The organism is Variovorax xiamenensis, assembly GCF_050916385.1.
GTDB lineage: Bacteria > Pseudomonadota > Gammaproteobacteria > Burkholderiales > Burkholderiaceae_C > Variovorax.
Genome location: NZ_CP139038.1, coordinates 3726836 through 3738913, shown reverse-complemented (window position 1 = coordinate 3738913; position 12078 = coordinate 3726836). Strand labels below are relative to the sequence as shown.

Sequence of the window (12078 nt, the reverse complement as noted above, 5' to 3'; positions counted from 1 at the left end):
GCCGCCCGCCACACCAATGCCGACGACGCTCGCTTCCCCAACCCCCATCTCCGTCCAGCCCACGCTGCGGCTTGCCTTCGCGCTGTCGATGGGCGCGGCGGTTTCGCTGGGTATCACGCGCTTCGCGTACGCGCTGCTGCTGCCGCCGATGCGTTCCGACCTGGGCTGGAGCTATGCGCTGGCAGGCGGCATGAACACGGCCAACGCAGTCGGCTACCTTGTCGGTGCACTGGGTACGCCGGCGCTGATGCGGCGCTTCGGCGCGACGCGGCTGCTGGTGTTCGGCGCGGTGCTGGCCAGCGTGTTCATGGCGGGCAGCGGCTTCGTCACCGATGCGTCTGCATTGCTGCTGCAGCGCCTGCTGGCCGGCATCGCCAGCGCCTGGGTGTTCGTGGCGGGCGGGCTGCTCGCGGCCCGGCTCAGCGAGGCGGGTTCGGCGCGAGGCGGCCTGCTTCTCGGCATCTACTACGGTGGCACCGGCTTCGGCATCCTGCTGTCGGCACTGCTCGTGCCGCAGGTGCTGCGCGCCGCGGCCGGCGTGCCTCACGGATGGGCCTGGGCATGGTGGGCACTGGCGATTGCCAGCGTGGCCGCGACCTGCCTGCTGGCCTGGGCGGGCCGCGCGATGCCGGAGCAGCCAGCCGCGCCCGCAGCGCCTGCCGCTGCACAGGGCTCGGCGGCGCCGGTCGCGCTGCACCGCTTCGGCTGGGCGCTTGCGGGCTATGCGTTGTTCGGCATGGGCTACATCGGCTACATGACTTTCGTGATCGCGCTGCTGAGAGAGCAGGGCGCCAGTGCCGGCTTCGTCACGCTGTTCTATTCCCTGCTGGGCATCGCCTGCGTGGCCTCCTCGCGGCTGTGGGCCGGTCTGCTCGACCGGTATCGCGGCGGGCAGCCGCAGGCGTTGCTCAATGGTTTGCTCGGCGTGGCAACGCTGCTGCCGGTGCTGAGTTCGTCCGCGCCGGTGACGCTGATCTCGGGCGTGCTCTTCGGCGCGGTGTTCCTGTCGGTGGTGGCATCGACCACCGCGCTGGTGCGCCACAACCTGCCGCCGTCGCGCTGGGCCCATGGCATCAGCGCGTTCACCATCATCTTCGCGCTGGGGCAGATCGTCGGGCCCACGGTGACGGGCTGGATCTCCGACGGCCCGGGCGGACTGGCGCGCGGGCTGGTCGCTTCGTCCATGGCCCTCTGGCTGGGCGCGGTGCTCGCGTCGCGCCAGCATTCGCTGCAACGGGAGACATCGTGATGAGCGGCTTTGCCTTGTTCGAGACTTCCATCGGCATGTGCGCATTGGCGTGGGGGCCGCACGGCCTTGTCGGCGTGCAACTGCCCGCAGACAACGGCGAACCCGCCACGCGAGCGCGCATGCGGCAGCGCTTTCCGGAGTTGCACGAAGGCCCGCCGGACGAGAGGGCGCAGCGCGCCATCGACGCCATCCAGGGCCTGCTGCGTGGCGTGCATGACGACCTGAGCCACATCGAGCTCGACATGAGCGGCGTGTCCGAATTCCACCAGCGCATCTACGCGATCGCACGGCGCATTCCGCCTGGCCAGACCCGCACCTACGGCGAGATCGCCGAGGAACTGGGCGACAAGGGCCTTTCTCGCGCCGTCGGCCAGGCCATGGGCCACAACCCGTTCGCGCCCGTGGTGCCGTGCCATCGCGTGCTGGCGGCTGGCAACAAGCCGGGCGGCTTCTCGGCGGGCGGCGGCGCGCTGACGAAGCTGCGCATGCTCGACATCGAGGATGCGCGGCCCAACGGGATGGCTTCGCTTTTCTAGATTGCAGGCACCGGCAGCCGGTGCAGCGTCGCGATGCGCGACGCGAAGATGATCGCCGCCTGCAGCCCGAACCCCGCGAGCGCCAGCAACAGGCAGGCCGGTTCGCCCCATGCTGCGCCGACCATGCCGCCCAGCGCGGCGCCGATGGGCCGTGCACCCGCGTTGATCGTGAGGAACACGGCCGACACCCGGCCCAGCATCGTTGCGGCCGTCACGCTCTGGCGCAGCGTGGTCGACGTGATGACCCAGACCATCGGCCCCGCGCCGAACAGGAAGAACGAAAGCGCCGCCAGCGTTGCGGTCGGCACGACGAGCGTGGCAGCCATCGCAGCCGCGGCCAGCACGGCGACCGAGGGGCCGACCTGTATCGCGCGGCCGAACGGCAGGCGAGCCACCACGCGCGGTGTGAGCAGCGCGCCCACGACCATGCCCGCGCCGTACATCGCCAGCGTGAAGCCCACCGCCTGCGCACCGAGGCCGAGCACCCGCACGGCATAGGGCACGTATCCCGCCTGAAGCACGAACCAGGAGATGTTGAAGACAGCGCCGGTCATCAGCATCGGGCGCAGCATCTCGTGTTGCCAGACGAAGCGCGCGCCGTCGCGCACTTCGAGCAGCGGATGCCGGCCAGCGGAAGGCTCGCGCGGAGCCTCGCTCAGGCGCAGCAGCAATGCCACGGCAGCCGCCGAAAGTACCGCGGCCAGGACGAATGCCGCCGACGCACCGGCCCAGGCCACGAGCGCGCCCGCAAGTGCCGGCCCGGCGGTGAATGCCGCGCTGCGCGCCAGTTCCAGCCGCCCGTTGGCCGTGGCCAATGCTTCTCTCGGCACGAGCGCCGGCACCAGCGCGGGCGCCGCGACGCTGAAGCCCACGGTACCCACGGCACCCAGGAAACCGAGCACGGCCAGCCAGCCGATGCTGAGCTTCGAGGCGAACACCATCGCCAGCAGCACGAGCAGCGACATCGCCCGCAACCCCTCGGCCCAGACCATCAGCCGCCGACGCGACATGCGGTCCGCGAGCAGGCCCATGGGCATCGAGACCAAAAGAAAGGGCAGCGTCTGGACGGCCGCGACAAAGCCGATCTCGCCGGGGCCGGCGCCGAGAGCGAGCACGGCCACCAGCGGAACGGCCGCGAGGCTCAGTTGTTCGGCGGACTGCGCGGCGAGGTTGGACCACGCGAGGTTCTGGAAGGAGCGGGGGAGGGATGTTCGAGTCATGCCCTCATCGTGCTGGCGGAGGGCCTTCGCGGCTGGCCGTTTCCGGACGCGCGAAGATCTGCCGCGAGTGGTCCGGTCAGGCGGCCTGGGCCTGCATCTCCTCGAACCACTCGGCCACGTATGAAGCCTCCGGCGCGGCATCGGGCGCGAGGCCGTAGTAGTAGCGCTCCAGCGTCATGCGCAGCGCGGGCAGCGGCGACTGCAGGCGGCCCGAGGCGAGGTCGTGCGACACCAGCGAGGTCGGCGCCAGGGCGATGCCCAGTCCGTCGACCGCGGCCTGCAGCACGAAGTGCAGGTGATCGAACTGCAGGCGGCCCGCGGGCCGTGCGCGTGGCGCGCCGACCTGCTTCTTCCAGGCGTCCCAGTCGTCCTTGCGCGTGCGAGCCGACAGCAGCACGTGCGAGGCGAGGGCGCGCAGGTCGGGCAGCGGATGCGTCCTGAAGAGCGCCGGCGCGCCGACCACCAGCACCTCGTCTTCGAGAAAGGGCTGCACCTCCATCGAGGACGGCCAGCCTTCGAGGCCACGGCGTACCGCTATGTCGAAGCTGCCGACGGCCTCCTCGGGCATCACGGTGCTGGTGACGACCTGCGGCTCGATCTCGGGAAAGCGCTCGACAAAAGAGGGCAGGCGCGGAATGAGCCAGCGCACCGCGAAGGAGGGCCGCACGTTGATCCGCACCGCGCGCGCGGGCCCCTGTGCCTGCAGTGCGCGCGCAGCGGCACCGATCTGCGCGAGCGCGGGCTGCACCTCGGCGAAGAACTGCTGGCCCTCGGCGGTCAGTGCGACCTGCCGGATGCGCCGCTCGAACAGCGCGACGCCGAGGAACTCCTCGAGGCTCTTGATCTGCCGGCTCACCGCGCTGTGCGTGACGTGCAGTTCGAGCGCCGCGCGCGTGAAGCTGAGGTGGCGTGCCGCGGCGGCGAAGGCGCGCACGGCGTTCAGGGGAGGCTCACGAAGCGGCATGCGTGCGATTTTCTCACGCATGGCGGTCGTTAATGTCGTTTGTCGGCAAGGCATGTGGCGGCGCACCATCGAGGCTCGATGTCACGCACCGCACCCGCTCCCCAGACTTCCCCCACGGACCTGAACTCCCGCCATGCGGCGATGGCCCTGGGCCTCTCGCTGCCTGCCGACGTGGTGCTCTACCTGCTGCTGCCGATGTACGCCAGCCAGTTCGGCGTGACGCTCGCCGAGGCTGGCATGCTGCTCGCGGCCAACCGGCTGGTGCGGATCGCAGGCTACGGCTTCGTGGCCCGCTTCTATGCCCGCAACGGCGACCGGCTGACCTGCACGATCGCGGTGGCGGCGGCCGCGGTGTGCGGGCTGGGCTACGCCACGCTCTCGGGCTTCTGGGCGCTGCTGCCTCTGCGGCTGATGTGGGGCCTGTGCTTCGCGGCGCTGAACCTGTCGACGCAGGCGCTGGCCACGGCCGACCCGGTGGGGGCCGCGCGGCGCAACGGCCGATCGCGCGCCTTCATCGCGATGGGGCCGGTGCTCGCGCTGCCGCTGGGCGCGCTGCTGGCGCACTGGACGGGGCCGCGCGCGATCTTCGGCATCCTCGCGGTGTTCTCGCTGCTGGCGTGCTTCGTCACGCGGCGGCTGCCGGCGGCACCGCATCCGGTGGCCAAGCCGGTGAAGCGCTTCAAGCTGCCCAACAGCCTCGACGGCTGGTCGTTCATGGAAGGGCTGGCGCTCGACGGGCTCTTCATCGTCGGCCTCTCGTACCTCGGCAAGGACCTGCTGCCGGGTGGCGCCGTGATCGTGGCCGGCGTGCTGATGGCGCTGCGCTATCTCGCGGAGATATTGCTGAGCCCGGTGGGCGGGCGCATGGCCGAGCATTTCGGCGCGGAGCGACTGCTGGTGAGCCTGTCGCTCGTCACCGCGATTGCGCTCGTGGGCTTCGGGCTCGGCTGGCTCTGGAGCTGCGCGGCGCTGATCGTGGTGCTGCGTGCCCTGCAGCTGCCGCTGCTGCCGCCAATCGTGGCCCGCCGCACGCCGGGGCCTGAGCGCGTGCAGGCGCTGGCGGCGCGCTCGGTGTGGCGCGACATCGGCGCCGGCGCCGGGCCGCTGATCGCGGGCCTGCTGCTGCCGGTCGCCTCGCCGCCATGGATCTACGGCGTGGCCGCCTTGCTGCTGGCGCTGGCTGCGCTGGCCTGCGGCTGGAACGCATCGCCACAATCGACCAACATCCAGCAGGAAAGCACATGACGACTCCCCATGCCATCGAAACCATCGCCCAGCTCGAGGCTCTGTTCGGGCTGCCCGGCGAGGCGTCGCTCAAGAAGGAGGTGCCGTACCTGCACCCGAGCTACCAGGCGCTGATCGCCGCCTCGCCCTTCGCGGTGCTCGCGACCATCGGGCCGGGCGGCCTGGATGCATCGCCGCGCGGCGACCCGCCGGGCTTCGTCGCGGTGCAGGACGAGAAGACGCTGCTCATGCCCGAGCGGCGCGGCAACAACCGCATCGATAGCCTGCGCAACATCGTGGCCGACCCGCGCGTGGGGCTGCTGTTCCTGATTCCCGGCGTGGGCGAGACGCTTCGGGTGAACGGCAGGGCGCACATCACGGTCGAGCCGGCGCTGCTCGAACGCTTCGCCATGGAAGGCAAGCCGCCGCAGTGCGTGATCCGCGTGACGGTGGAGACGGTGTTCTTCCAGTGCGCCAGGGCGATCCAGCGCTCGAAGCTGTGGGCGCCGCTGCCGGCGGATGCGAAGCGCGAGGTGCCGACACCCGGGGCCATCCTGTCGGCGCTGACCGAAGCGGCATTCGATGGCGAAACCTACGACCGCGAGCTGCCGGCGCGGCAGCGGGCAACGCTGTACTGAGCCGCAAAAAGAAAAAGCCCGCGTCAGCGGGCTTTTTTTCTTGGGTCCGTGTACCGGACCGGCCGATCAACGCACCCAGTGGCAAACGCGGTGGTGATGACGCGCGTCCCACTTGCACACCTTGTGCTTCTTGGGGTGATGCGGGGGCGCGGCGGAGGCGATGCTCGGTGCCAGCACGGCGAGGCCGGCGAACGCGAGGATGCTGGAGAGGATGAAATGCTTGGTCTTCATGAGGTTCTTTCTAAGCAAAGGCATCGATCGAGGAATTGCGTCGTTGAACGGGCGCTCTTGTAGAACGTTCGATGCAACATTCAGATGACAGTTGTTGGCGGGGTGGGCTTGAAAAACCTCACTGATCGCAGTACCTGGAATGACATCCTGGCGTACCTGTATCAAGCCTGCCCGGGCGCCGCCGCCTGCTTCGGCTGCTGCTGCGCCCTCATGATCTGGTGGCGCCGCCAGTAATGGCCGACGACGCCCTTGAAGTTCTCTTTCTGCTTGCCCAGGCCCGCGAGCTTCACCTTGGTGGTGCGCGCGCCCAGCATGCCCTTGTCGAAGTGGGTGACGATGAGGGTGTCGCCGAAGCTGCTGTCCTTGTAGGTCAGGCTCTTGACCTCGTCCCACGGGATGGTCGAGCCGCCGTCGGCACTGGGGTGCATGCCCTCGTAGCTGATGTCGATGCGCTCGCCGTTCTTCAACGCGAAGCCCACGGGCGGAAAGTGGCGCAGCACCACGGCACGCTCTTCCTCGGTCGCGGGCTCGTAGCGGTAGGCCAGGCTCAGCTCGTGGTTCTGCACGAAGCGCTGCTCGTACTCGCTCCACAGGCGCTGCTCGATGGCGTCGGCGGTCTCGATCTCATCGGCCCACGAGGCCTGCGGCGCGGTCGCGACGATGCCGCCGTAGGCGCTCTCGGGCACGTGGTGGCCGACGTTGCGCATGCGTTCCAGCAGTGGCGGATGGCTGTCGTAGGGATGCGGCACGCCGGCCGTCTTCATCGCCTCGATGAAGGCCGGCGAACTGGCGTACGGCGGCAGGCCGTCGGCGACGAAGCGGGCGATGCCGAGCGCGCCGTCGTGCTCGCGGTCCTGGTCGAAGAGCTTCTGTTCCACGTCGTTGCGATAGCTCGCATAGGCCGAGATCTTGATGAGCGACTGCACGATGGCGTGCGGCGTGGTGAGCCCTGCGGCTACGCGGTCGGCCTTGTATTCGCGTTCGCGGCTGTCGCGTGCCAGCGCGAAGGCGAAGATCATGCGGTACAGGCGCAGCAGGTAGTGCGCCACGATGGTCAGGCCGCCGCTTCGCATCTTCCAGGTGTATTGGTCGAACTGCAGCAGCTTGGGGCCGAGCGCAGCGCTGCTGCGGGTGTCGCCGCCGCCCAGGTGGGCGAGTTCGTGCGCGAGCACCGCATCGGCCTCGGTCTGGTCGAGCACGCGCAGCAACGGCAGGCTCACGAAGAGCGTGCGGCCCTGCAGGGGGCGGCCCTTGACCTCGCAGGGGGCCTCGGTCACGAAGAAGTTGGTGTCGATGCCGGCCACGATCTGGTCGGGCGGCGTCGTCTTCACGCGGGCGGCGAGCTGGCGGATGCGTTCCCATAGGCGCGGCGCGTCGGCCTGCGAAACCAGCTCGCCCTCGATCTCGTTGCCCGAGGGCAGCTTCTTGAACAGCGTATAGATCGCGTAGAACACCGCCGCGCCGGCCGCGATGCCCGCCAGCGCGATCAGCTTGACGTAGTAGCTGTGCCAGAAATACGCCGTGAGCCAGAAAGACAGCCACACCAGCATCGCGCTCTGCAGCACGACCTCGATGGCGCTCGATACCGTCATGAGCCGCCAGCCCGCGACGAAACTGGCGTAGCGCAGGCCCCGGTTGGCGAAGGCCAGCGCGCCCAGCACCAGTGCCGCGGCGAGCAGCGCGGCGCCGAGCACGATGGTCCAGATGGCGGCGCGATCGGCCCAGTGGAACTGCCACTGCATCGAATAGGGGCTGCACACCTTGTCGTGGAAGTTCCGGTCCTCGGGCGCGGTGGCGTCGCAGGCCTTGGAGAGCTGGTGGCTGCGGTAGAAGCCGGTCGCCTCGGCTTTCTCGGCCTGCGTCAGGCGGGTGTCGCGGGCAATGCGCTGTTCCATCGCCTGCAGGAACTCGGCGTCCTGCGAGCGCAGCGCGTACTCGGTGAAGGCGAGCGTGGCCGCCGGAATGGCGAACAGCGACACGAGTGTGAGAACGAACACGCGCAAGAGGTCGGCGTGAACCGTGCGGGCAAGGGCCATGGACAATCTTCTCCTGGATGACGAATGCTGTGAGTTGTTATGAACCGTCCGGGAAGCCGATAGCGTAGCGGGCGCGGCGCATGCAGTGAAGCCGGGCGCTGCGTCAAGCGCGACAGGACTCCACCTGCCGCCGAATATGGTTATCTCCTTTGCATCGTTCCGCGCGTGGGGGGGCGGGTATAGCCTCTGTGCCCATTCGTCGACGAACCGTTTCGAGGAGTCACATCGCATGAGCGCTGGGTCCAATGGACAGATGCTGGCCGCCAACCTGCCTTCGGTGGAGGCCGAGCTCAACTACCTGAAGGCGGGCCAGGGCCGCCCCGTGAGCTACACGTTCGAGCCGCCGCCCGGCACGCCCTGGGTGACCGGCGAACTGGAGACGCGCCGCGTGGCGATCCGCGACGGCCGCCCGCTGGTGGCGTTGAACGAGCTGACGCTCGACCGCAGCGGCTTCACGCAGATCTCGCACCGCAGCGTGCTCGCCGACTTCTCGCAGGACGCGGCGATCCGCGACATCTACTACCGCGAATCCGAGGCGCTGCTGCGCGACGTGACGGGTGCCGAGAAGGTCGTGGTGTTCGACCACACGTTGCGCGACAGCGCGCAGGGCTCGCGCCGCACGGCCGAACTGCGCGAGCCGGTTCGCCGCGTGCATAACGACCAGACCTCCGTCTCCGCGCCACGCCGCGTGCGCGACCACCTGCCGCCCGAAGAAGCCGAGGAGCGGCTGAAGAACCGCTTCGCGATCATCAATCTGTGGCGTCCGCTGGCCACCGTGGAGCGCCTGCCGCTCGCGCTGTGCGATGCGCGATCCATCTCGCCGAACGACCTGGTGCCCAGCGACCTGGTCTATCCCGACAAGGTGGGCGAGACCTACTCCTTCACCTGGAACCCGGAACACCAGTGGTACTGGTTTCCGCGGCTTCGGCCCGACGAGGTACTGCTGCTGAAGATCTACGACTCGCTGGAGCAGGGCGTGGCGCGCTACACCGCGCACACCGCCTTCGAAGACCCGACCGGCTCGCAGGAAGCGCCGCCACGGCGCAGCATCGAGCTGCGCGCGCTGGTGTTCTGGCCCGTGGGCAAGCCGCCGCAGGGCCAGGCAGCAGTGAGGCAGTAAGACGAAACAGCTCATCCGCGCTGTGTTCTACAGCGCTTCGCCAGCTCGATTCTTTGCCGGGAATTAGCAAGGGCAGGCCGCGCGCCGGGCACAGACCCCACGCCTGCAGCGATTGCCGCGCTTCGCGACAATCGCTGCAATGCGTTCTTCCCCCTTCTTCAAGATGGCCCTGCTGCTGGGCCTGCTCTCGGCCATCGGGCCATTCGCCATCGACATGTACCTGCCGGCGCTGCCCGCCATCGGACAGAGCCTGCACGCCGACATCGGCGCGGTGCAGATGAGCCTCACGGCCTTCTTCCTTTCGCTCGGCGCGGGGCAGCTGCTGTACGGGCCGATCTCCGACATGGTGGGCCGCAAGCCGCCGCTGTACGCGGGGCTGCTGCTGTTCGCGCTGGCCAGCGTGGGCTGCGCGCTGGCGACCGACATCCAGACGCTGATCGTGCTGCGCTTTATCCAGGGCCTGGGCGCCGCGGCCGGCATGGCGATTCCGCGTGCGGTGGTGCGCGACCTGCACACCGGCACCGACGCGGCGCGGCTCATGTCGCTGCTGATGCTGGTGTTCAGCGTGTCGCCGATCCTCGCGCCGCTCGCGGGCAGCGCCGTCATCTCCTTTTCCGGCTGGCGCGGCGTGTTCTGGGCCGTGACCGTGGCCGCGGTGGCCGGACTGGCCATGATGGTCAAGCTGCTCGACGAAACCCGCCCGGCCTCGGAGCGCGTCGAGAGCAGCCTCGGTAGCGCGCTCTCGGCCTACTGGCTGCTGCTGCGCGATTCGCACTACCTCGGGCTGGTGTTCATCGGCAGCTTCGCGATGGCGGGTTTCTTCACGTACCTGGCGAACTCGTCCTTCGTGATGATCGACCACTACGGTCTCTCGCCCGCGCTCTACAGCGTGGCCTTCGGCGTGAACGCCGCCGCCTTCATCGGCGCCTCGCAGTTCACCGGTGCGCTGGGCGAGCGCTACGGGCTGGTCAAGCTCGTCAAGTTCGGCGTGGTGTGCTGCGGCGCGGCGATGGTCGCGATGTTCGCCTACTTCGCCATGGGCGGCGACAGCATCTGGGTGCTGATCGTCCTGTACTTCATCGCCTCGGGCTTCATGGGGCTGGTGATTCCGACGACCGGCGTGCTCGCGCTCGAGATGCACGGCGCCATCGCGGGCACCGCCTCGGCGCTGCTGGGCACGCTGCAGATGCTCACGGGCGCACTGGCGATGGCGGTGGTGGGCCTCTTCACCGACGGCCGTCCGCTGCCGATGGTGGCGGGCATGGCCGGCGGCGCGCTCATCGCGCTGGTGCTGACCTGGCTCACGCTGGGTGGCGTGCGCTCGGAGCCCACGGGCAAGACAGCAAAGACAGGAAGGACGCAGCAAGCCTGATGAACACGGTACGCGCAGGCGCCGCGCTCCCGGCGGCCGAAGACAACAACAACGGCGGCGGCAACACGGCGCCAAGGCCCATGGACGGGCTGGCGCAGCCGGAGCGCGGCTGGGCGATGCTGGTCATCATCCTCGGGCTGATCGTGGCGGTGCTCGACGGCACCATCGTCAACCTCGCGCTGCCGGGCATTGCGCGCGAGCTCAACGCCAGTCCCTCGCAGTCGATCTGGGTGGTCAACGCGTACCAGATCGCCACGCTGGTGATGCTGCTGCCGCTGGCCTCGCTGGGCGACCTCGTGGGCTACCGGCGCGTCTACCTGGTCGGAATGGCGGTGTTCACGCTGTCGTCGCTGGCCGCCACCTTCGCCAACTCGCTGGGCACGCTGATCGCGGCGCGCGCGTTCCAGGGGCTGGGCGCGGCCGGCATCATGAGCGTGAACGCGGCGCTGGTGCGGCTCACGTATCCGTCGACGCAGCTGGGCAAGGGCATGGCGATCAACTCGCTGGTGGTGGCCACCTCGTCGGTGGCGGGACCGTCGGTGGCGGCGGCCATCCTCTCGGTGGCCTCGTGGCCCTGGCTCTTCGCCATCAACGTGCCGCTGGGCATCATCACTTTCGCGCTGGGCATGAAGGCGCTGCCTTTCAACCGCGTGCCGCCGGCCGCGGGCCTGCGCTTCTCGCCGGTGGACGTGGCGCTGAACGTGCTGATGTTCTCGCTGGTGTTCCTGGGCGTGGACCGGCTCGGCGTGCGCGAAGGGGCAGTGCAGGGCGCGGGCGGCTCGCAGGCCTCGGCCTGGGGCATCCTGCTGGCCGGCGTGGCAGTCGGCTTCATCTACCTGCGGCGCCAGCGCCGGGAAGCGGTGCCGCTCTTTCCCATCGACCTGCTGCGCATTCCGGTTTTCGCGCTGTCGATGAGCACTTCGGTGGCGGCGTTCTGCGCGCAGATGCTGGCCTACATCGCGTTGCCTTTCCTGCTGCTGGACGTGTACGGCCGCAGCCACATCGAGGCGGGGCTGCTCATCACGGCCTGGCCGCTGGCCATCGTGGTGATGGCGCCCATCGCGGGGCGGCTGATCGGCCGCTACCCCGACGGGCTGCTGGGCGGCATCGGGCTGGGCCTGCTGGCCACGGGCCTGGCGCTGCTGGCGGCGCTGCCGGCGCATCCGGGCAATGCCGACATCGCCTGGCGCATGGCGCTGTGCGGGCTGGGCTTCGGGCTGTTCCAGTCGCCGAACAACCACACCATCGTGACTTCGCCGCCCGCGCACCGCAGTGGTGCGGCCAGCGGCATGCTGGGCACGGCCCGGCTCACCGGGCAGACGCTGGGCGCCGTGGTGCTGGCGGGCGTCTTCAGCATCTGGAGCCCGCACGGGGGCCACGGGCCGGTGGTGGCCCTGGTCCTGGCCGCCAGTTTTGCCGCGGTGGCGGCGGTTTTCAGCAGCCTGCGGCTCAAGACGACAAGCCACGGCGGCTGAATGAGTTAGGGTA

Annotated in this window: 11 protein-coding genes; 7 read left to right on the top strand and 4 right to left on the bottom strand. The window is 69.4% G+C overall.

Annotation, left to right across the window (positions count from 1 at the left end):
• Positions 1-16 precede the first annotated feature (16 nt).
• Together SFB74_RS17015 and SFB74_RS17010 are read left to right on the top strand one after the other, a co-directional pair.
• A complete protein-coding gene (locus SFB74_RS17015) occupies positions 17-1249 on the top strand; it encodes a YbfB/YjiJ family MFS transporter (protein ID WP_432725379.1) in 1233 nt (410 codons plus the stop codon).
• Positions 1249-1785: a methylated-DNA--[protein]-cysteine S-methyltransferase gene (locus SFB74_RS17010; protein ID WP_432725378.1), complete on the top strand. Its 537-nt coding sequence runs from the start codon at positions 1249-1251 to the stop codon at positions 1783-1785. The genes SFB74_RS17015 and SFB74_RS17010 overlap by 1 nt, the downstream gene beginning before the upstream one ends.
• Here SFB74_RS17010 and SFB74_RS17005 read toward each other — a convergent pair.
• Together SFB74_RS17005 and SFB74_RS17000 are read right to left on the bottom strand one after the other, a co-directional pair.
• Positions 1782-3005: an MFS transporter gene (locus SFB74_RS17005; protein ID WP_432725376.1), complete on the bottom strand. Its 1224-nt coding sequence runs from the start codon at positions 3003-3005 to the stop codon at positions 1782-1784. The genes SFB74_RS17010 and SFB74_RS17005 overlap by 4 nt on opposite strands.
• 76 nt (positions 3006-3081) lie before the next feature.
• Positions 3082-3969: a LysR substrate-binding domain-containing protein gene (locus SFB74_RS17000; protein WP_432731951.1), complete on the bottom strand. Its 888-nt coding sequence runs from the start codon at positions 3967-3969 to the stop codon at positions 3082-3084.
• 78 nt (positions 3970-4047) lie between these two features.
• On the opposite strand from SFB74_RS17000, the gene SFB74_RS16995 reads away from it, so the two are divergent.
• Both SFB74_RS16995 and SFB74_RS16990 read left to right on the top strand, forming a co-directional pair.
• Positions 4048-5214, top strand: coding sequence for an MFS transporter (locus tag SFB74_RS16995; RefSeq protein ID WP_432725374.1), 1167 nt, complete (start codon positions 4048-4050; stop codon positions 5212-5214).
• Positions 5211-5831 carry a pyridoxamine 5'-phosphate oxidase family protein gene (locus tag SFB74_RS16990; protein ID WP_432725373.1) on the top strand — a complete coding sequence of 207 codons (621 nt, stop codon included), beginning with the start codon at positions 5211-5213 and terminating at the stop codon, positions 5829-5831. Before SFB74_RS16995 ends, SFB74_RS16990 begins: the two co-directional genes overlap by 4 nt.
• Positions 5832-5897: 66 nt before the next feature.
• Here SFB74_RS16990 and SFB74_RS16985 read toward each other — a convergent pair whose 3' ends face one another.
• On the bottom strand, positions 5898-6062 hold the full coding sequence (locus SFB74_RS16985) for an HHHH-motif protein (RefSeq protein ID WP_126468559.1): 165 nt from the start codon (positions 6060-6062) through the stop codon (positions 5898-5900).
• Positions 6063-6223: 161 nt separating this feature from the next.
• Positions 6224-8098 carry a M48 family metallopeptidase gene (locus SFB74_RS16980; protein ID WP_432725371.1) on the bottom strand — a complete coding sequence of 625 codons (1875 nt, stop codon included), beginning with the start codon at positions 8096-8098 and terminating at the stop codon, positions 6224-6226.
• Positions 8099-8327: 229 nt separating this feature from the next.
• Here SFB74_RS16980 and SFB74_RS16975 point away from each other — a divergent pair, with 229 nt between their 5' ends.
• The 3 genes from SFB74_RS16975 (at position 8328) to SFB74_RS16965 (ending at position 12065) form a co-directional block, all read left to right on the top strand.
• Positions 8328-9218 carry a CmcJ/NvfI family oxidoreductase gene (locus SFB74_RS16975; RefSeq protein ID WP_432725370.1) on the top strand — a complete coding sequence of 297 codons (891 nt, stop codon included), beginning with the start codon at positions 8328-8330 and terminating at the stop codon, positions 9216-9218.
• Positions 9219-9357: 139 nt separating this feature from the next.
• Entirely contained in the window at positions 9358-10590 is a 1233-nt protein-coding gene (locus SFB74_RS16970) for a multidrug effflux MFS transporter (protein ID WP_432725368.1), read from the top strand.
• Positions 10590-12065, top strand: a complete 1476-nt coding sequence (locus tag SFB74_RS16965) for an MFS transporter (RefSeq protein ID WP_432725366.1) — start codon at positions 10590-10592, stop codon at positions 12063-12065. The genes SFB74_RS16970 and SFB74_RS16965 overlap by 1 nt, the downstream gene beginning before the upstream one ends.
• The last annotated feature ends 13 nt before the right edge of the window (positions 12066-12078 follow it).